Here is a 20,064-nt window from a genome sequence, read left to right as displayed (position 1 = left end):
ACGGGCCTGTCTGTGTAAAACAAATGTTACATTTTTGTGACCTAAGGACGCGGCCTCGACGCCGCGATACCGTTACGTCCCGAGGTGAACGACATGCGGTTTTCATCCCACTTTCAGATTTTCTTCAGAAGAGAAAACAGCGCAGGGCCTTAAACCCCAGAACGCAGGTTCAGCTGGCCGATGTGCCGGGATGCGTCAGCTTCACACGCGGAACCAGCGCCGCCAGACAAAGCGGATCACAAAGAACTCAAGCGCGCCCAGTAACAAGAACCACAGGCAAAATACCAGGGTGTACAGCTGGCTAAGATCCTGCAAATGGAACATCTGCTGCAAATGCTGCGCTACCGTCAGGCTAAAAGCCGGTGCGGGCAGCAGCAGGGCAGACAGAAAGCCCAGCAGCAAAATGCCGCCGGGAAGGATTAAGGATTCGAAAGGGTTATTCATGAGCAGTGTTCCCTGTTTATCAGCCGGATATTTTCCGGTATTCCGTGCCAGGGTTCAATGACGGGATGTCTGTGCCTGTCATGGTTATGTCGAAACAGCGCAGAAAAGGCTTAAATGACATTAACTTAGCTGCATTCATAGCGGATGTTATGAGTTATAGCCTTGGCTATACTTAAATCCCTGATTTTATTGTCTTTTTATAACGATAATCGCGTGGTAGACTGCGCGCACTTTTTAAATTACCGAGCAATTTGTGTGATGGATTCAGCATGAAGTCGTGCTTTTTCATCCCAAGTGAACAAATCATGACCTTTATTGCCACCCTTATTCTTGCTCTTGGAATGTCAATGGACGCATTTGCCGCCGCGCTGGGCAAAGGTGCGGCCTTGCATCGCCCTGGCCTGAAAGAAGCCGTGCGGACCGGTCTGATTTTCGGTTGTATTGAAGCTCTGACGCCCCTTATCGGCTGGGCGCTGGGTCTGGCTGCCAGCCAGTATGTTGCCGCATGGGATCACTGGATCGCCTTTTTCCTGCTGGCCTTCCTGGGCGCGCGTATGATGATGGAAGGCTTCCGCAAAACCGCCGCCGAGCCGTGCGAAGCGCCGCAAAGTCATGGCTTTATGGTACTGGCCACCACCGCAGTCGCGACCAGCCTTGATGCTCTGGCAGTAGGGGTCGGACTGGCGTTTCTGCAGGTCAATATCGTCACCACGGCGCTGACTATCGGGGCCGCCACCACCGTAATGGCGACCACGGGTGTGCTGATTGGCCGTTTCATCGGGCCGGTTTTAGGCAAATGGGCTGAAGTCCTGGGCGGGCTGGTCCTGATCGCTATCGGTTCAACCATCCTTATTGAGCATTTGGCCCTGTTTCAGTAACGGGTGTAAACGTGAATTTTGTGATCTGGTTCAAAATTTATTGCTGATTAAAACAGCAGGCGCTATACTTTTCCTGTAGTTATTCAACAAAATTTTAACCGGATGATGTATGAAACGTTTTTTTAAGTACGTGTTCCACGCTTATGTTGAAACCTTTAAACACGTACCGCCCGGCGCGCTTAACTAAGCGCCCACCGAATACCCTCGATAGTCGCGGTCAGGGACAGACCGGTGATTATCACCCCCGTTTTCGCTTCCCCGCTTTGATTGCATAGCGCCGTAATGGCGACTTTTTCAGCTTTCGTTTATCCACACACTTCCTGCTGACATAACGTGATACATCTGGATATCCACTGTGCCAATCGATGTACGATTTTTATCGCGTTTTTTGCTACGCTGCGCACCGATTTCTTTTAAAACATAGGGTTATCACCCGTAGCCATGACGAGGCAGTAATGCAGCTATGCAGTTTATTTGGTTTACCGCTGGCAAGAACTGGCCGCAGACCGGGGGCTTCGGGCCCTGGATGACCACCGCCGACGACATTCCTGACCCACAGCAGTTAACCATTAAAACGGTGCTGAATGGTCGGGAAGTGCAAAACGATACCACCGCCAACATGGTGCATCCGGTCGCCAAAATTATTGAATACATTTCCGCCTTTAGTCCGCTGTCGCCAGGGGATGTCATTATTACCGGTTCACCATTACCGGTTCACCGGGCGGCGTGGGCAAAAAACGTACGCCGCCGCTGTTCATGTTTAGTGGTGATGTGATTGAAGTGGAGATCGAAAAAATCGGTCGCCTGCGTAACACCATTGCCTGACAGCATGCATTAACCGCCTGTCTCTGCGATTCCCGTCCTACACTCAATGGATACCCAGGAACAGGAGCAGCTGATGAGGCGTACCATCCAGTGTAAAAAGCGGCAGGGCATGGCGCTAGCCGCCGGGATTGGTTTAGGTGTCGCGGCGGTCGTATGGGGCACGAAACGCTGGCAGCAAATGAAGCAAACGCCACCCGTTTCACCACGCAGCCATCACGCAGGATTAGCGGGTTACTATCAACAGATCGGCGACTGGCGCATGTTTACCCGCGTGACGCCTGAGGAACCCCACGGCTTGCCTGTTGTACTAATCCACGGCCTGGTGATGTCGGGGCGCTCAATGGAGCCGCTCGCACTGGCGCTGGGACGGGATTATCACGTCCTGGTTCCCGACCTGCCGGGCTTCGGCGGCAGCGCATTGCCCGCATCGGCCCCTGTTCTGTCGGTTAATGAACTGGCCGATATCCTGTGGCAGTGGTTGCAGCACAACGGTTTTCAGCGAGCAATCTGGGTGGGCAGCGCTTTTGGCTGTCAGGTACTGGCGGCGCTGGCGGATAAATACCCTGAAGCGGTGGCGGGACTGGTGCTACAGGGGCCCACCGCCGATCGCCATGCGCGCAGCCTGGTACGTCAGATGTGGCGAGGCTGGCGTAACAGCCGGATGGAAGCGCATCGCTCGCCGGGCGCGCTGGCCCGGATCGACTGGGCCAAAGCCGGCTTGCCGCGCGCCGTTGGCACGATGCGAGCCATGCTGAACGATCCCATCGAACACCATCTTACCTATGTCACTGCACCAACCTTACTGCTGAGAGGCTCACGCGATCCGGTCTGCCCGGCGCGCTGGCTGGATGAGCTGGCGGGGCTGTTACCGCACAGCGAAAAAATCACCTTACGCGGCGGGACGCACAGACTGCACTACGTTTATCCGTGGAGTTTCTGCCACGCCATCCGGCCTTTTTTAGCGCGTATTCAGCAGGAGAGCCAGCATGAGTAAACCGCCCAAGGGCATCGCCCGGTTTGATTCAGCCGCCACAATGTTGCTGACCTTAGCGAATGCACTTCACGATCGGCCTTTTGCCAGCCCGAGCCAGTCACCGATGTTAGACCGCTTATTGCCTTCGTTTGATCGCTTACCGACCCGGTTGCGTGAGTGGGGCTATGCGGTCAGCGGTCTGGCCGAGGGCATCAGTCATAAACAGGCCAGCGAGCTGGATATAGAAGGTATCGCCGAATGGATGGTCAGCACCTATCCTCAACGCGACTATCCGGCTGCGTTTGTGGGTGCCACCAATGGTGCCCTGGTGCACCTGGCTGCGGCGATGGGAACGCCGTGGCTGCCGCAAACCTTTCTGTGTCCGGTACGCATGCAGCAGAACGACCCGGATGATGCCCAGTCAGGATTCGAGGAAGGTAAGGCCGTGGCGGCGGCACTGCTGGCGACCTGGCCGAAGCTGGCGGTACATCACATGCAAGATCCGAGTCAGGATCGCCTCCTGCTGGAGAAAATGCACGACTTCCGCCTTAAGCTGCGCGACATGCCGCTGGCCTTCAATGAGTTTCTGCTGGGCGGATTACCGGCGGGAGCAACGCTGTTCATTAATCACTGCACGCGACAGTGGCCGGTAACGCGCACCAGTGATCGCTCTTTTTTCCAGTTTGGCGCACCCGGCGGTGCAACCGAAAACGAGTATTTGCGCGGCGGGCCGAGAGTCGCCGAATACCTGGCGCGGGCAGGCGTGGATCGCGCGCGCTGGGAGCCACCTGCCATCACCGATCATGTCCCTGAGGCAGAGTGGGGGCTGGACGGCTACCTGATTTCTCCGCTGAAAAAACTGGCAGAAGCCCAGCGCTGGACGCTGATGGAGATTCGTTACGATGACCCGGAAGCGCTGAGCTTTGTGGTCGCCGAAATTTACCGTGACTGGTATCTGGCGGCGGGCATACTGCCAGCCCGGCTGACGGTAGACAGCTTTTTACTGATGGACCCCTGGTGCAGCATGCAGCAGCACGCGATTCCCTTCTGGCTGATGTTTCCGTCCGTGCCGTCGGCGGATGCACTGCAACGCTTTCTTGAGAAGCAGCCGCCTTTTAACCATATCGACATGATGCTCTATTCCCATGGCACTGACAGTATCGGCCTGGCGGACATCGATCGCTGGAAACAGCTGTTAACCTTCGCCAGGGAAGAGGGGGCATTCGTCGGGGTAGATGAAACGCGCTTCCCTCACGATTTTTCCACCTTTTCACGGTTCGATTCGGCGCTCCGGGAACGCGCACCGCTGCTGCCTGTCCCGCCGCCACTCAGTGTCGATAACGTGATTGCGGGGATTCAGCGTTACGGTGCGCGCCACGGCGTCACCCTCCAGGCGCTGACCTGAATCAGGTGCCGTCGGTAATGGGATTGCGCACCAGCAGCAGGTACGCCAGCGCACCGACCAGGGTGACACAGGCACAAATCATCAGCGCCAGGCTGAATGATTTAGTGGTATCCAGCACCCAACCGGTGATAACTGGCGCAAAAGAGGCAAAGATAAAGCTGGCAAAGTTTTGAATGCTGCCCACGGACGCCGTCATGCGGGCGGTGACGTTGGCATGGATCAAGCCCCAGCAGGAGGTACCGGCAAAGTGGATACAAAACAGCGCCATACCGATCAGCGTCACTGCGCTGGTGGTGTCGGTGGCGCGCGTCACGATGGCGGTAAAACCTGCCGACAGGATCATGCCGCTCACAATGCAGGCTTTACGGGTTTTTACCGCATCCCAACCGCGTCTGACCAGCGCATCAACCACATAGCCGTTTAGCAACATGCCTGCAGCACCAAACAGGAAAGGAATCGCCGCCAGTAAACCGGTGCTTTTCAAATCAAGATGATAGGTCGATTGCAGATAGCCCGGCAGCCAGGCAATGTACAGCCAGGCGGTATAGTTAATACCGCTGAAGCCAATCATCATGCCCCACATGGTGCGTTGTTTAAACAATCCGCGCCATTCGCGAAAACTGATCGGCTCTTTACGCGATGCCACGCTGCCTGCCTGCAGGTAGTGGATCTCTTCAGCGCTTAGCTGTTTGTTATCGCGATCGCGATAAACCAGGTACCAGCCGAGGGCAAGAAACACACCCAGAATACCGATGGTAACAAACATGCCACGCCAGCCCAGAACCAGCATCATGGCAGCCAGTATGGGCGGCGCGATGGATAAGCCAATCATGGAGGCGGCGTTAAACATCCCCATCGGCATACCGCGATCTTTAATGTTAAACCAGTCGTTGATGACCTTTACCCCACAAGGATTCATGGGGGCTTCACCAATGCCCAGCCCAATACGCACCAGCACAAACTGGGTAAAGTTATGCACCAGACCGGACGCGGCCTGGAACAGCGACCAGATAAACATTCCCAGGGCCAGCATAATGCGCGGCCCTTTACGATCCAGCAGGGCACCCGCGGGCAGCTGCGCCAGCCCATAAGCCAGCGAGAACGCCGACAGCAGCACGCCGATCTCGGTGGCGCTGAGTCCCATTTCACCCCGAATAGTCATGTTGGCCACAGACAGTGAGCTGCGATCCAGGTAGTTAATGATGGCAGCAAACAGCAGTAGCAGCATGGCGGTAATCTGGACTTTACGAATGCGCGGCGAGCGCACGATATCACTGCGCAACGGCACAAACGTCTCGCCGGGCGAGGTGTCGGGCGGATTCGCGTGATCAACAACCGATCTGTGTTCCATGGCAATCTCCCTGGACAGGCGATTTATCATTATGATGAGTAGCAATGTCGCCCAACGGCACAGGGCCGTCGGTGCGTTGCGCTGAGAGTAAGGGGAATAAAAGCGAGATGTTGTAAAGTTGTTTCAAAATCGTGCGGGAGCTAATGCTTTGTGGTTTTTAATCGGGTTTTAATTGTACTGATTAATGCTCCGCACCATTGAACGCTTGGCGGTCGCCAGATGGTTATGCAACGCGCACAGCGCATCCACATCCCGGCGGCCAATCAAGGCAGACAGAATCGCCATATGCTCTTCCAGCGCGACGATATTTCGCTGCTTAAGATCGCTTTCATCCCACTGATAATGCGAATGGAAAATCACCGAAATAATCTCCAGCGACTGATTAAAGAAGGGGTTATTGGCGGCCGACAGAATCAGCCAGTGCAGCTCTTTATCCAGTGCAGCAAAATGGCGATAGTTGCTGGCGATGGTTTCGCGCATCGATCGATGCCGATCCAGCAGATCTCGCGCCTGAATCCAGCGCTCATCCTCCCTGGGCAAATTCAGGAAGCGGGTAAGCGCATGGGTTTCCAGCATTTCACGTAGTTCAAATAACTTTTCAGCGTACTCTTGCGAAAACTTTTTCATCTGCCAGTGACCGCGTTTTACCGGCTCCAGCAGGTTATAGCGCATAAAATGCAGCAGGAATTCGCGAACCGCCACCGGGCTGACGTTGGCCTGCCTGGCCAGCTGTAATTCACTGAAGGTATCGCCGGGCTGCAGCAGCCGCTGATTGATCATATCAAAAAAGCGTTTTTCCACCTGGCTGGCCTGCTGCTCAATGGCGGGGGCAACGGCGCTGAGGCCGTCTTCTGCTTCAGGCTCGCGTACGATAACCCAGCTCTCATTCACTGTTTCCAGAACGCCACGCTCATGCAGATAGCGCAAAGCATGGCGCACCGTGGTACGGCTGATGTTGAACATCTCAGCCAGCGCGGCCTGGGGCGGAAGTGGCGACTGGATGTGGCCCTGGGCAATGCTCTCCAGCATATGGTTAATCACGTTATGGCGTAAATTCTGGCTACGGCTCATGAGCGGCTCCGGTTTTTTAAGCATTAAAAACCATTGAAGTCCCAAAAAAACCGTCACGCTTCACAGATTGAGCAAAGGAAAACCGTTATTGCGGCAAGATTCGCCATAACTGCGCTAACGCTAACGCTAACGCTAACGCTAACGCTAACGGGAGAATTACCATGACAACAATGAGAGCAGTAGTCATCACCGAACCACGCAACATGGTCTGGACCACGCGCGACGTCCCCCGTCCTGCGCCTGCGGAGGCGCTGATTAAACTCGTCAGTGCCGGCATTTGCGGCACCGATATCCACGCCTGGGCAGGAAACCAACCTTTTTTTAGCTATCCACGCGTACTCGGGCATGAACTCTGTGCAGACATTGTTGAAACGGGCAGCGCCGTGCAGGGTTTTGCCGTCGGTCAGCGGGTGGCGCTGATTCCTTACCTCTCCTGCTATGAGTGCGATGCCTGCCAAAGCGGTAAAACCAACTGCTGTGAAAACATTTCGGTGATTGGCGTGCATCAGGATGGCGGCTTTTGCGACTATCTCAGCGTGCCCGCCGCAAACCTGCTGGCGGTGGATGAGTTGGCACCCGAGGCGGCAGCATTGATCGAACCCTTTGCGATCAGCGCCCATGCGGTACGGCGTGCAGCGGTGGCACAGGGCGATCAGGTGCTGGTGGTGGGCGCCGGTCCCATTGGCCTGGGTGCAGCGGCTATCGCCGCAGCCAATGGCGCGCAGGTGATCGTGGCCGACACCAGTGATTACCGTCGCCAGCACGTCAGTCAGCAGCTCGGCCTCCTTGCGCTGAATCCGGCGGAAGCTGATTTTATTGCCGCACTGCGTGCCGGGTTTAACGGGCAACTGGCGTTAACCGTGATCGATGCCACAGGTAATCCGGCAGCGATGAACGCGGCGGTTAGCCTGATTCGTCACGGCGGCACGGTGGTTTATGTGGGCCTGCATAAAGGCGATTTGGTCATCCCTGACAGCGAATTCCACAAAAAAGAGAGCACGCTAATGGGCAGCCGGAATGCCACGCGCGAAGATTTTGACCGGGTGCGTGAACTCATGGCCGCAGGGAAACTGCGTGCAGAAATGATGCTCAACCGGCGTTTCGCCTTCTCGACGCTGGCAGAGCAGTTTGAGGAAGCGGTCATTAACAATCGTGAGTTGATTAAAGGCGTTATCGATTTTGATCGCTAACGGTGGCCGCCAGGTTTATCGACTGAGTGCCTGAAAAAAGTGTTGTCGCACCGCCTCCGCGTCGACGCCTAATGCGATGCGCTGCCGGGGAAGATCGCGGAAGGGATTATGCCGGGAAGCCAGCGTACTCTGTTGACGCACCGTCTGACCGCGGGCAATGCCTTCCGTAATGACCCGAAGCGGGCTTTCCACCAGCGTGAACGCGTCTGGCAGGCAGAGCCAGGAGAGGGTCAGCGTGTCGTGCAGCGCCATGCCAGAAAATCCTTCTTTCTCAAGACTGTAGGCCAGATAAGGGCGACAGATGGCACGCAGCACCGGCTGATTAAGCCGATCCACCTCTTCACTGTGGATCAATACTTTATGGGTCACATCAAGCGGGATCACCACGATCGGTAAGGCGGAGGAAAGAACCTGATCGGCGGCGTGCGGATCTTTCCAGATATTAAATTCGCTAAAGGGCGTCACATTTCCGCAGTGCCCGTCCGTGCCAAATGCGCCGCCCATCACGACTAACTCTTTTACCAACGGAATGATATCGGGTGCCTGATTGATTGCGCTGGCGATATTGGTCAGCGGACCAATGGCGACAAGGGTGACCGCACCTGGGTTGGCCCGCACGCTGTCGATAATAAACTGCACCGCACCGGGTGCCTCGTCGCTGAAGGGATTATCAAAGGCATCGCCCAGGCCATCTTCGCCGTGCAGTCGGGCGGGCGCACTGGGTGCCTGGGCCAGTGGACGGGAACAGCCACGGTAAACCGGCACATCAATCGCCATTTTCTGGCAAAACAGCCTGGCGTTTCTCACGGCCTGTCCGACGGCAACGTTGCCAAACACGGTGGTTATGCCCAGCAAATGTTGGGTGCGGGCGGCATAAGCCAGGGCAAAGGCATCGTCTACACCGATATCAGTATCAAAAATGACAGTTCGCACAGGACGCTCCAGAAGAGAGTTTACCCCTTCGCCGCTGGCGAAAGGCATTCAACGGCTCTACAACGCCGCTGCCGGATAAACATTTAAGCGCAAAACGGCAACCGGGGAAACCTGAATCATGCCCGCCTGGACCTTCTGCTTTGCGGCGGCACAAGGTGCTGCGCTGACGTCAGTTCACGTAACGATTCTCTCCGCTCAACCACGGTTGCCAGCCAGAAAAAGGCATCGTATGATGGCCCGCATAAGGTGATGGCGTTCCACCTTTCCCAACCGCCTGCAGGCGTAACCTGCGGCTGATGACGCCTGACATTATCCTTAATCCTTTCGCGGGAGTCGGTGTGTCAGGTGTATGCTTTTTTCTTGCCCTCCACCGTCTTCTGCGCCAATCCTGAAATGGAGTCTGTGATGTTAAAACCGCTATTCGCTGTGATTCTGGGCGGCAGTATTGGCTGTGTGTTGCGCTGGTGGTTCGCCATGCGGTTTAACGCGTTATTTCCCAATCTGCCGCCGGGCACGCTGTTAGTGAACCTGATTGGTGGATTTGTGATTGGCGGTGCCATGGCCTGGTTCGTCAGGCATCCCCAGCTCGACCCGGCCTGGAAATTATTAATTACCACCGGCTTATGTGGCGGACTCACCACGTTCTCGACGTTTTCGGCGGAGTTAATGACATTGTTGCAGTCTGGCAAATACCTGTGGGCAATGAGCAGTGCACTGGTCCATGTCATTGGCTCATTGCTGATGTGCTTTGCCGGTTTCGCGCTCGTTAACCTGTTGGGCTAACGCAGCGGCGAAACCGGCCTGCCTGCGGTGGTGAAAGCGTGTTTAGTCCTGTAAGCACTGGGCAATAAACCCGGCGGCATGCATTGCACCCTGGGCTGAGATGGTGTGGCCGGTCTGAGGTTCAAACACCGCTTCGACCGGGACGCCCACCGCTTTCAGGCGAGTCGCCGCCGACTCACTTTCACTGGCCGGTATCACCGTATCAGCCCGGCCGTGAATCAACAGGGCTGGCGTGTGAGCCTGTGGCGTGATCGGGCCGTCAAAGGCCAGTCGCCCCGAAAACGCCACCACGCCCGCCAGGGGATAACGCCCGGAAGCCAGCAGGTCCAGCGCCATAATTGACCCCTGGGAAAAGCCCACCAGGATGACGTTTTCCCAGCGGTCTGCCATCCCGTTCTGAGACATCAGATGACGGATAACGCTGTCAAAGGCCTCGCGGGCCTCACGCACCCGACCCGGACGATTTTCTGGCGTAATATCGGCCAGGCTGAACCACTGATAGCCCGCGCCATGTTCAAAGGCGTAAGGCGCATCCGGTGACGCAAAGGCGACATCCGGGAGCAGGGTGGTCCAGTAGTCGCCAATCGGGGCCAGATCGTCTCCGTTACTGCCCACGCCGTGTAGAAAGATCACCAATGCTTTAGCCATGCCCGTTCCTTCGCTGTTTTTTGTCAGATTCTGCAGGCATTTGAACAGGTGACGGGATTAACGTCAAAACCAAACTACGCTTCAGGTAGCGCGTGCGCCTGAGCAGGGTCTGCATGAAGCATTCCGTGCCCTCCTTCTTTCCCTGAAACCTAAAACCTGCTTGACTACTGTGTCACCGGTTGCCGTCTGGAGTTATGCATGTCGTTGTTTCACCTGAGTTCGCTTTCAGACATTCCTGCCGCTGAATGGGATGCCCTGTTGACCGATCAACAGCCCTTTTTACGTCACGCATTTTTACTGAGCCTGGAGGAAAGCGGCAGCGTCAGGCCAGAAAGGGGCTGGCAGTCCGATCATCTCCTCTGGCGTGAGGCAGGCGAGCTTCGCGCCGCTCTTCCCGGCTATCAAAAATTCCATTCTCAGGGTGAATACGTGTTCGATCACGCCTGGGCCGATGCCTGCCAGCGTGCCGGCATTCCTTACTACCCAAAATGGCTGGGCGCGATTCCTTTCAGCCCGGTTACTGGCGCACGCGTGCTTGGTGCACCGGACGCCGCCGCCCGGCTTCTTGCTGCGTTACCGGACGCGCTGGCGGAGCAGGGGTTAAATGGTGCGCATATCAACTTCACCGATCCGCAAGCGAACGCCTTGCTGGCGGCGCAACCTGACTGGCTGGCACGACTGGGCTGCCAGTATCACTGGCACAATCGGGGCTATCGCGACTTTCAGGACTTTCTGGATACGCTGATGTCGCGTAAACGCAAACAGTTGCGTAAAGAGCGCGAGCAGGTCGTACAGAGCGGTTTTGCATTTGACTGGTATCGCGGCGATCAACTGCGTGAGGATCAGTGGGATTTTGTCTATACCTGCTATGCCAATACGTATGCGGTGCGCGGTCAGCGTCCCTATCTGACCCGTGCCTTCTTCAGCCTGCTGGCTGAGAGGATGCCGGACAATATTCGCGTCGTGATCGCCCGTTTACAGCAGCAACCTGCGGCGATGGCCTTCTATCTTAAAGATGGCGAAAGCCTGTATGGCCGCTACTGGGGATGCCTGGCGGAATTTGACCGGCTCCACTTTGAAACCTGCTTTTATCAGGGGATGGATTTCGCCATAGCGGAAGGGCTGCAACGCTTTGATGCTGGCGCGCAGGGCGAGCACAAGCTGGTGCGGGGTTTTGAGCCTCAGATTACCCACTCCTGGCACTATCTGTGCCATCCCGGCCTGCGCGCCGCCGTAGAGGATTTTTTGCAGCAGGAGCGGCAAGGCGTCCACCTGTGGGCCGATGAAGCCCGTGACGCCTTGCCCTATCGACGCGGCGATTAATCTGCGCCCACAAATCCCCCCGTCTGGTGCTGCCACAGACGGGCATAAAGGCCGTTTTGTGCCAGTAGCTCATGATGGCTACCGATTTCCACAATCTGGCCTTTTTCCAGCACCACCAGACGATCCATTTTGGCGATGGTGGACAGACGGTGAGCAATGGCAATCACGGTTTTACCCTTCATCAAGGATTCCAGGCTTTCCTGAATCGCGGCTTCCACTTCCGAGTCGAGCGCGGACGTCGCTTCATCCATAATCAGGATCGGCGCATCTTTCAGCAGCACACGGGCGATGGCCACGCGCTGGCGCTGACCGCCTGACAGTTTCACGCCGCGTTCGCCCACATGGGCATCCAGGCCAAAACGGCCCTGTGAATCGGACAGCAACGGGATAAACTCATCGGCGCGGGCGCGCTGGATGGCTAACTGAAGCGCCTCTTCACTGGCATTTGGTCGTCCGTACAGCAGGTTTTCGCGGATGGAACGGTGCAGCAGTGAGGTATCCTGGGTGATCATCCCGATCTGGCTGCGCAGGCTCTCCTGCGTCACCTCAGCAATATTCTGACCGTCAATCAGGATACGACCGCCGTTGAGGTCGTACAGGCGCAGCAACAGGTTCACCAGGGTGGATTTACCCGCACCGGAAGGCCCAATCAGGCCAATCTTTTCACCGGGTTTGATGGTCAGATTCAGGCCATCAATGACCGGACGGCCCCCACCGTAGTCAAAACGGATGTCCTGAAAACGAATCTCACCTTGCGCCACCTTTAGCTGGGTTGCTTTGGGAGCGTCCTGCACGCTGAGCGGCTGTGAAATGGTGTTGAGTCCGTCCTGCACCATGCCGATGTTTTCAAAAATACCGTTGACGACCCACATCACCCAGCCGGACATGTTGACCAGGCGGATCACAAGGCCGGTTGCCAGGGCAATCGCCCCTACGCTAATCAGCGATTCGCTCCACAGCCACAGTGCCAGGCCAGAGGTTGAGACAATCAACATCCCGTTCAGCGTCGACAGCGTCAGATCCATGCTGGTCACCATCCGGTTAGCCTGCTGCGTCTTATCCGTCTGCTCCTGAATCGCTTCGCGGGCGTACTGACGTTCCAGATCGCTGTGCGCGAACAGCTTAATGGTGGCGATGTTGGTATAGCCGTCAACAATGGTGCCCATCAGCTTCGAGCGGGCCTCTGACGACACCACCGAACGGGATTTAACCCGTGGCACGAAATAGCGCAGCGCGGCAACGTAGGCCACAATCCAGATAATCAATGGAATCATCAGGCGCCAGTCGGCTTCTGCAAACAGTACCAGCGCCGTTGCGGCATAGATCAGCACATGCCAGATCGCATCCACCAGTTGCACCGCAGAGTCGCGCAGCGAGTTACCGGTTTGCAAAATACGTTGCGCAATCCGCCCGGCAAAGTCGTTCTGAAAAAAGTTCATGCTCTGCCGCAGGACATAATTATGATGCTGCCAGCGGATCATACTGGTCATGCCGGGGTTGATGCTCTGATGAACCAGCATATCGTGCAGCGCAATAAAAACCGGCCGCAGTATCAGCGCAACACAGCCCATCCACAACAACGTTTGCCAGTTATCCCGGAACAACGTGGCCGGCGTAGAGTGGTTCACCAAATCAATAATGCGGCTCAGATAACTGAACAGCGCTACCTCAATCAGCGCGCCGATTAATCCCACCACCAGCAACGCGGCAAAGCTCGGCCATACCTGGCGCAGATAGTAAAAATAAAACGGCCAAACCCGCGAGGGCGGCATGTCGGTCGGTGCATCCTGAAAAATATTGATAAAACGTTCGAAACGACGATACAACATAGAGTCACTCTTTCCGTTCGATAAGAGTTACAGCTTAGTGCATGTGTATGCCCGATTAAAAAGGATTAAATATGGATATCACTCTGCGCGGCCGTGAGCCGCACGATGCGGCGGCTTATCAACGTCTTTACGGTCATCCGGACGTTTATCCCTGGACGCTACAGTTGCCTTTTCCCAGCGTAGCCACCTGGGAGAAGAAGTTTGCAAAGATGGATGCGGAAGGCTTTATCAATTTTATCGCCGAAGTTGACGGTGAAATGGTGGGCGAACTCACGCTGTTCACTAATCATAATCCGCGTACCCGGCACTGCATCAGTTTCGGTATTGGCGTCAATCCTGCCTTTTCCGGTCGCGGCATCGGCGCGCATTTAATTCGTAACGCCATGGATTATGCCCGTAACTGGCTGGGCATCACCCGCATGGAGCTGGAAGTGTTCCACGATAATCATCGGGCGTTAGCGCTCTATGAACGACTGGGCTTTGAGCGTGAGGGCGTCCGTCGTCAGGCATCGCTGCGTGAAGGTAAACTTCACGATGTGGTGATGATGGCAATATTGCTCACTGAGAAAGCGTAACCACGCCCGTTTTCTTTTACCGGTGAACGGGAAAACTCTCTCTCTGGCGTCTAAAATTTGTGCTGCACCACAGTTCGCACAAAATGACCTGCATAAAACCGCGTGCCTGCCGATATCACGATATCACCCGCTGATACTCTGGAGGGAGATTGTGATTAAACTCATAACAATCGACGAACTGAAACCGGGTATGTTCGTCCACAAACTCGAAGTCTGGTGGTTTAAAGACAAACGCATTCGCAACCAGATGTTGATCACCGATCAACGTCAGGTTTTGATGTTTCGTCATGAAGGCATCGCGCGTTTATGGATCGATATGGAGAAATCGATTTCATTGACACCATCTGCGCCGAAAAAAGTCGATTCAGGCATCCGCGCGCCGTTCTCTCAGGAAATGGAGCAGGCACAGCATATCTTTGAACAGGGCAAGCCAAAGGTGCTGGCCATGTTCAACGAGGCACGCCTGGGCTATGGCCTGAATCTCAGCGATATGATTGCGATTGTCGATCAGATTGCCGGTTCCATCGAACGTGAGCCTTCGGCGCTGTTACGTGTGGCGCAGCTTAAAGATCATGACAATTACACCTATCTGCACTCTATGGCGGTATGTGGGCTCATGATCGCCTTTGGTAAAAAGCTGGGGCTGGATGCTCAGCAACTGCAACGGGTCGGCATGGGCGGATTACTGCATGATTTGGGTAAGGCGGCGGTGCCGCTCTCTATTCTCAATAAACCCGATAAGCTCAGCGACGATGAGTTTCAGGTGATGTGTGAACATCCGATTGCCGGTGCGCAGATGCTGATGGATGCCCATGCGGGCGACGATCTGGTCGATATAGCGCTGCATCATCATGAAAAATATGACGGCACTGGCTATCCCTATGGCCTGAAGGGCCATGAGATTAGCGTGTATTCCCGCATGACGACCATCTGCGACGTTTATGATGCGCTGACCTCAACGCGGCCCTACCGTAAAGGCTGGACGCCCGCCAAAACGCTGCAGATGATGTTGAGCTGGCAGGGGCATTTTGACACCACCTTACTGCACGCTTTTGTCAGTACCATCGGTCTGTATCCTGTCGGTTCGCTGGTCCGCCTGGCATCAGGCCGCATCGCGTTGGTGGTGAAGGGCGGCGATAAGTCATTACAGCGACCCAAGGTGCATGTTTTCTGGTCACTGCATGCGCAACGGGAAATTAAACCTGAGGTACTGGATCTGGGCGACAGTTTCTGTACTGACAGTATTGTCTGTGCCGAAGATAACGGTGGCTGGGACGGCGTGGATCTGAGGCGCATCTGGCAGCTGGAAGCCGCCTGATATTACGGCTATTTTTATACATTTTTTATATCCCCGACCCGCTTTTTAACCCTTTCTTTATGTGCCCAGGCGCAAGCTACTCAGCAAATCCAATCCTCTGGAGGTTGCTGTGAGCGCAGGCGTAATAACCGGCATTGTGCTGGTGGTGTTGTTACTGGGCTATCTGATTTATGCCCTGTTAAATGCGGAGGCCTTCTGATGGCGGCGAATGCGTTTTTACTGATAGCGGTTTATCTGCTGTTACTGATGGTGATGGCGCAGCCGCTGGGGCGCGGGCTGGCCGCGTTAGTCGCGGACAAGCCCCTGTTTACGCGTGCAGAAGCCTTTCTGTGGCGCATCTCAGGAACCCAACAAGGCGATATGCGCTGGCAGCAATACTTGCTGGCGATCCTGGTGTTCAATCTGCTGGGCATGGCTGTGCTGTTGGCCATGTTGATGTTTCAGGGACAGTTGCCCCTTAATCCGCAGCATCTGCCCGGACTGAGCTGGGATCTGGCGCTGAACACGTCCATCAGTTTTGTCACCAACACCAACTGGCAGTCTTATGCGGGCGAAAGCACCTTAAGCTATTTCAGTCAGATGGTCGGACTGACGGTGCAGAACTTCGTGTCCGCTGCCACCGGTATTGCCATCGCGTTTGCATTGATTCGTGGTTTTGCGAATCGATCTATCGCCACGCTGGGCAATGCCTGGCGTGATTTGACGCGCGTGACGCTCTACGTTCTGCTGCCGATTAGCCTGCTGATGGCGCTGTTTTTTGTCAGCCAGGGCAGCATCCAGAACTTCCTGCCTTATCACAACCTCACCAGTCTGGAAGGGGCACAGCAAACGCTGGCAATGGGGCCGGTTGCCTCTCAGGAAGCAATCAAAATGCTGGGGACCAACGGCGGCGGTTTCTTCAACGTCAACTCCGCCCATCCGTTTGAGAATCCCACCGCACTCACCAATTTTGTCCAGATGTTAAGTATCTTCCTTATTCCGGCGGCTCTCTGCTTTGCCTTTGGCGAAAGCGTCAAAGATCGTCGTCAGGGAAATATGTTGCTGTGGTCAATGACGTTGATGTTCGTGGTGGCCGCGGCGCTGGTGATGTGGGCCGAACTGCATGGTAATCCGCACTTCCTGACGCTCGGCGCTGACAGCGCTATCAATATGGAAGGCAAAGAGACGCGCTTCGGCATCCTTAACTCCAGCCTGTATGCGGTGATTACGACGGCGGCTTCCTGTGGCGCAGTGAACGCCATGCACGACTCGTTTACCGCACTGGGCGGCATGGTGCCCATGTTGCTGATGCAACTGGGCGAAGTGGTGTTTGGCGGAGTCGGTGCCGGTCTGTACGGCATGCTGCTGTTTGTCTTGCTGGCGGTGTTTATTGCCGGGTTGATGATTGGCCGCACGCCAGAGTTTCTCGGCAAGAAAATCGACGTGTGGGAAATGAAAATGACCGCCCTGGCGATTCTGGTCACCCCCGCGCTGGTGCTGATTGGCACGGCGATCGCGATGATGACCGATGCGGGACGCGCCGGCATGGCAAACCCGGGAACGCATGGCTTTAGTGAAGTGCTGTACGCCGTCTCGTCGGCTGCCAATAACAACGGTAGCGCCTTTGCGGGCCTGAGCGCAAATACGCCATTCTGGAACCTGCTGCTGGCGGTGTGCATGCTGCTGGGACGCTTCGGCATCATCATTCCGGTCATGGCAATTGCCGGTGCCATGGCGGTGAAAAAAGTGCAACCGGTCGGTAACGGTACGCTGCCTACGCACGGGCCTCTGTTTATCGCCCTGTTAATCGGTACCGTCTTGCTGGTCGGCGCGCTGACCTTTATTCCTGCTCTGGCGCTGGGTCCGGTGGCCGAGCATCTGCAACTTATTCAGGGACAATCATCATGAGTCGTCAACAACAGGTGTTTGACGCAGCGCTGTTACGTGCCTCAGCGATCGATGCCGTAAAAAAACTCGATCCCCGCGTGCAGTTTCGCAATCCGGTCATGTTTGTGGTTTACCTGGGCAGCATCCTGACTACGATTCTGGCCTTAATGATGTTTACCGGACACCAGAGCGGTAGCGCCAGTTTTACCGGTGCCATTGCCCTGTGGTTATGGTTCACCGTGCTGTTTGCCAACATGGCAGAAGCGCTGGCGGAAGGGCGCAGTAAAGCCCAGGCAAACAGCCTGAAAGGGGTTAAAAAGACCAGCTTCGCCAAAAAACTGTCTGCTGCGCACTACGGCGAAAAATGGCAGCAGGTTGCGGCTGACCAACTGCGCAAAGGTGATGCGGTGCTGGTGGAAGCCGGTGATGTCATCCCCTGTGATGGCGAGGTCGTTGAAGGGGGCGCATCGGTGGACGAAAGCGCGATCACCGGCGAATCGGCACCGGTGATCCGTGAGTCGGGGGGGGATTTTGCCTCGGTGACTGGCGGGACACGCATTCTGTCCGACTGGCTGGTCATCACCTGTAGCGCCAACCCAGGGGAAACCTTCCTGGACCGGATGATCGCCATGGTCGAAGGCGCGCAGCGCCGTAAAACCCCGAACGAGATTGCCCTGACTATTCTGCTGGTGTCGCTCACCATCGTGTTTCTGTTAGCCACTGTGACGCTGTGGCCTTTTTCAGCCTGGGGCGGCACGCCGGTTACCATCACGGTGCTGGTGGCGTTGCTGGTGTGCCTGATCCCAACCACCATTGGCGGCCTGCTGTCCGCCATCGGTGTGGCCGGGATGAGCCGTATGCTGGGCGCTAACGTGATTGCCACCAGTGGCCGGGCAGTCGAAGCCGCAGGGGACGTAGATGTGCTGATGCTGGATAAAACCGGCACCATCACCCTGGGTAACCGTCAGGCAACGCAGTTTTTACCGGCACCCGGCGTAACGGAAGAGCAGCTGGCAGATGCTGCGCAACTGGCGTCACTGGCGGATGAAACCCCGGAAGGGCGCAGTATTGTGGTACTGGCAAAGCAAAAGTTTAACCTGCGTGAACGCGATCTGAGCAGCATGGGCGCCAGCTTTATTCCCTTCTCTGCCCAAACCCGCATGAGCGGCGTCAACGTACAGGACCGTCTGATCCGTAAAGGTGCGGTCGATGCGGTGCGCCGTCATATTGAAGCCAGCCACGGTGCCTTTCCGGCAGAAGTAAACGCCCGGGTTGAAGAGGTGGCGCGGGCCGGTGGCACACCGCTGGTGGTGGCCGAGGGCGCAAAAGTGCTGGGCGTGGTTGCGCTGAAAGACATTGTGAAAGGCGGTATCAAAGAGCGTTTCGCAGAACTGCGCAAGATGGGCATTAAGACCGTGATGATCACCGGTGATAACCCACTAACGGCGGCCGCCATTGCGGCAGAGGCGGGCGTGGATGACTTTTTGTCAGAAGCGACGCCGGAAGCCAAGCTGGCGCTGATTCGTCAGTATCAGGCGGAAGGGCGCCTGGTCGCGATGACCGGCGACGGCACCAATGATGCGCCGGCACTGGCACAGGCGGATGTGGCGGTTGCCATGAACTCCGGTACTCAGGCGGCTAAAGAAGCGGGGAACATGGTCGATCTGGACTCGAACCCCACCAAACTGCTGGAAGTGGTACACATTGGTAAACAGATGCTGATGACGCGCGGTTCTCTGACCACCTTCAGTATCGCCAATGACGTCGCCAAATATTTCGCCATCATCCCGGCGGCGTTTGCGGCGACCTATCCACAGTTAAATATGCTCAATGTGATGCATCTGCACTCACCCGCATCAGCCATCCTGTCGGCCGTTATCTTTAACGCCCTGGTGATTGTGTTCCTGATCCCTTTAGCGCTTAAAGGTGTCAGCTATCGCCCCTTGAGTGCCGCGTCGCTGTTGCGCCGTAATTTACTGATTTATGGATTAGGTGGGCTGCTGGTGCCGTTTGTGGGCATCAAGGCGATTGATATGTTGCTCGTGCTGTCTGGTATGGCCTGAGGAGAATAAAATGAGTCAGTTACGTCCGGCGGTTTTCCTGCTTTTGTTGCTAACGATTGTGTGCGGCGTGGTTTATCCTTTGCTCACCACTGGCCTGTCGCAGTGGCTGTTTCCCTGGCAGGCCAACGGGTCGTTGTTAAAAGTGGATGGCGAAGAACGGGGTTCTGCGCTGATTGGTCAGAATTTTAGCCAACCCGGTAATTTCTGGGGGCGGCCTTCTGCAACCGGTGATAAACCTTACAATCCGCTGGCATCCAGCGGCAGTAATCTGGCCGCCAGCAATCCGGCGCTGGATAAAGCGGTGGCAGAACGCGTAGCGGCGTTACGGGCGGCGAATCCGCAGGCCAACGGCGCGGTACCCGTGGAACTGGTTACCACATCCGCCAGTGGGCTGGACCCGGAGATTTCGCCTGAAGCCGCGCTGTGGCAGGCCCCGCGCATTGCGGCGGCACGTCAGTTACCGCTGGCGAAAGTTGACGCACTGGTAGACAGCATGACGCAACGTCCGCTGTTGCCCTTCATCGGTGAACCTACTGTGAACGTGCTGCAGCTTAACCTGGCGCTGAATGACCTCAAATAAGTCTAAGGA

19 protein-coding genes, 1 pseudogene and 1 riboswitch are annotated in these 20,064 nt (G+C 56.1%); of the genes and pseudogenes, 14 read left to right on the top strand and 6 right to left on the bottom strand.

Annotated elements, in window-relative coordinates:
- Window positions 1-201: 201 nt before the first annotated feature.
- Entirely contained in the window at window positions 202-444 is a 243-nt protein-coding gene (locus tag A6A26_RS04360; RefSeq protein ID WP_063877631.1) for a DUF1158 family protein, read from the bottom strand.
- Between the two features lie 305 nt (window positions 445-749).
- On the opposite strand from A6A26_RS04360, the gene mntP reads away from it, so the two are divergent.
- The 5 genes and pseudogenes from mntP to A6A26_RS04340 all read left to right on the top strand — a co-directional run bounded on the left by mntP (window position 750) and on the right by A6A26_RS04340 (window position 4,525).
- Complete coding sequence (gene mntP / locus A6A26_RS04355) at window positions 750-1,322, top strand: manganese efflux pump MntP (RefSeq protein ID WP_063881056.1); 573 nt, start codon at window positions 750-752, stop codon at window positions 1,320-1,322.
- A 109-nt stretch (window positions 1,323-1,431) separates the two neighbouring features.
- Complete coding sequence (gene azuC / locus A6A26_RS26230) at window positions 1,432-1,509, top strand: stress response protein AzuC (RefSeq protein WP_112900613.1); 78 nt, start codon at window positions 1,432-1,434, stop codon at window positions 1,507-1,509.
- A gap of 276 nt (window positions 1,510-1,785) precedes the next feature.
- Window positions 1,786-2,147, top strand: a pseudogene (locus tag A6A26_RS04350) (fumarylacetoacetate hydrolase family protein); the annotation flags it as partial.
- Between the two features lie 73 nt (window positions 2,148-2,220).
- The gene (locus tag A6A26_RS04345) at window positions 2,221-3,141 is read left to right on the top strand and encodes an alpha/beta fold hydrolase (RefSeq protein ID WP_241568215.1); all 921 of its coding nucleotides are present in this window, start codon (window positions 2,221-2,223) and stop codon (window positions 3,139-3,141) included.
- On the top strand, window positions 3,134-4,525 hold the full coding sequence (locus A6A26_RS04340) for a hypothetical protein (RefSeq protein ID WP_063877629.1): 1,392 nt from the start codon (window positions 3,134-3,136) through the stop codon (window positions 4,523-4,525). Before A6A26_RS04345 ends, A6A26_RS04340 begins: the two co-directional genes overlap by 8 nt.
- A gap of 1 nt (window position 4,526) precedes the next feature.
- On the opposite strand, the gene A6A26_RS04335 is transcribed toward A6A26_RS04340, so the two are convergent.
- Together A6A26_RS04335 and A6A26_RS04330 are read right to left on the bottom strand one after the other, a co-directional pair.
- Complete coding sequence (locus tag A6A26_RS04335) at window positions 4,527-5,876, bottom strand: MFS transporter (RefSeq protein ID WP_063877628.1); 1,350 nt, start codon at window positions 5,874-5,876, stop codon at window positions 4,527-4,529.
- A gap of 168 nt (window positions 5,877-6,044) precedes the next feature.
- Entirely contained in the window at window positions 6,045-6,947 is a 903-nt protein-coding gene (locus A6A26_RS04330) for a GntR family transcriptional regulator (protein WP_063877627.1), read from the bottom strand.
- 161 nt (window positions 6,948-7,108) lie between these two features.
- Between A6A26_RS04330 and A6A26_RS04325 the strand changes: the two genes are divergently transcribed.
- Entirely contained in the window at window positions 7,109-8,137 is a 1,029-nt protein-coding gene (locus A6A26_RS04325) for a zinc-binding alcohol dehydrogenase family protein (RefSeq protein WP_063877626.1), read from the top strand.
- 15 nt (window positions 8,138-8,152) lie between these two features.
- Here A6A26_RS04325 and A6A26_RS04320 read toward each other — a convergent pair whose 3' ends face one another.
- Window positions 8,153-9,070: a nucleoside hydrolase gene (locus A6A26_RS04320; RefSeq protein ID WP_063881055.1), complete on the bottom strand. Its 918-nt coding sequence runs from the start codon at window positions 9,068-9,070 to the stop codon at window positions 8,153-8,155.
- Between the two features lie 236 nt (window positions 9,071-9,306).
- Window positions 9,307-9,383, top strand: a riboswitch (Fluoride riboswitch).
- A gap of 92 nt (window positions 9,384-9,475) precedes the next feature.
- On the opposite strand from A6A26_RS04320, the gene crcB reads away from it, so the two are divergent.
- A complete protein-coding gene (gene crcB, locus A6A26_RS04315; protein WP_063877625.1) occupies window positions 9,476-9,853 on the top strand; it encodes a fluoride efflux transporter CrcB in 378 nt (125 codons plus the stop codon).
- 42 nt (window positions 9,854-9,895) lie between these two features.
- Here crcB and A6A26_RS04310 read toward each other — a convergent pair whose 3' ends face one another.
- Window positions 9,896-10,501 carry an alpha/beta hydrolase gene (locus A6A26_RS04310; RefSeq protein ID WP_063877624.1) on the bottom strand — a complete coding sequence of 202 codons (606 nt, stop codon included), beginning with the start codon at window positions 10,499-10,501 and terminating at the stop codon, window positions 9,896-9,898.
- 198 nt (window positions 10,502-10,699) lie between these two features.
- Between A6A26_RS04310 and A6A26_RS04305 the strand changes: the two genes are divergently transcribed.
- Window positions 10,700-11,824 (top strand): GNAT family N-acetyltransferase, encoded by a 1,125-nt coding sequence (locus A6A26_RS04305; protein ID WP_063877623.1) that lies wholly within the window; start codon window positions 10,700-10,702, stop codon window positions 11,822-11,824.
- Here A6A26_RS04305 and A6A26_RS04300 read toward each other — a convergent pair.
- On the bottom strand, window positions 11,821-13,653 hold the full coding sequence (locus A6A26_RS04300; protein WP_063877622.1) for an ABC transporter ATP-binding protein: 1,833 nt from the start codon (window positions 13,651-13,653) through the stop codon (window positions 11,821-11,823). The two genes, A6A26_RS04305 and A6A26_RS04300, sit on opposite strands and share 4 nt — an antisense overlap.
- 71 nt (window positions 13,654-13,724) lie before the next feature.
- Between A6A26_RS04300 and A6A26_RS04295 the strand changes: the two genes are divergently transcribed.
- The 6 genes from A6A26_RS04295 to kdpC all read left to right on the top strand — a co-directional run bounded on the left by A6A26_RS04295 (window position 13,725) and on the right by kdpC (window position 20,055).
- Entirely contained in the window at window positions 13,725-14,228 is a 504-nt protein-coding gene (locus A6A26_RS04295) for a GNAT family N-acetyltransferase (RefSeq protein WP_063877621.1), read from the top strand.
- A 151-nt stretch (window positions 14,229-14,379) separates the two neighbouring features.
- Window positions 14,380-15,546 carry an HD-GYP domain-containing protein gene (locus A6A26_RS04290; RefSeq protein ID WP_063877620.1) on the top strand — a complete coding sequence of 389 codons (1,167 nt, stop codon included), beginning with the start codon at window positions 14,380-14,382 and terminating at the stop codon, window positions 15,544-15,546.
- Window positions 15,547-15,655: 109 nt separating this feature from the next.
- Window positions 15,656-15,745: a K(+)-transporting ATPase subunit F gene (kdpF, locus tag A6A26_RS04285; RefSeq protein WP_015699348.1), complete on the top strand. Its 90-nt coding sequence runs from the start codon at window positions 15,656-15,658 to the stop codon at window positions 15,743-15,745.
- The gene (gene kdpA / locus A6A26_RS04280; RefSeq protein ID WP_063877619.1) at window positions 15,745-17,433 is read left to right on the top strand and encodes a potassium-transporting ATPase subunit KdpA; all 1,689 of its coding nucleotides are present in this window, start codon (window positions 15,745-15,747) and stop codon (window positions 17,431-17,433) included. Before kdpF ends, kdpA begins: the two co-directional genes overlap by 1 nt.
- Window positions 17,430-19,475 carry a potassium-transporting ATPase subunit KdpB gene (gene kdpB, locus A6A26_RS04275; RefSeq protein ID WP_063877618.1) on the top strand — a complete coding sequence of 682 codons (2,046 nt, stop codon included), beginning with the start codon at window positions 17,430-17,432 and terminating at the stop codon, window positions 19,473-19,475. Before kdpA ends, kdpB begins: the two co-directional genes overlap by 4 nt.
- A gap of 10 nt (window positions 19,476-19,485) precedes the next feature.
- On the top strand, window positions 19,486-20,055 hold the full coding sequence (gene kdpC, locus A6A26_RS04270) for a potassium-transporting ATPase subunit KdpC (protein WP_063877617.1): 570 nt from the start codon (window positions 19,486-19,488) through the stop codon (window positions 20,053-20,055).
- Window positions 20,056-20,064 lie beyond the last annotated feature (9 nt).

The sequence above is a fragment of the Pantoea sp. OXWO6B1 genome (genome assembly GCF_001641135.1).
Taxonomy (GTDB): domain Bacteria; phylum Pseudomonadota; class Gammaproteobacteria; order Enterobacterales; family Enterobacteriaceae; genus Pantoea; species Pantoea allii.
This window is presented reverse-complemented; position numbering and strand designations above follow the sequence as displayed.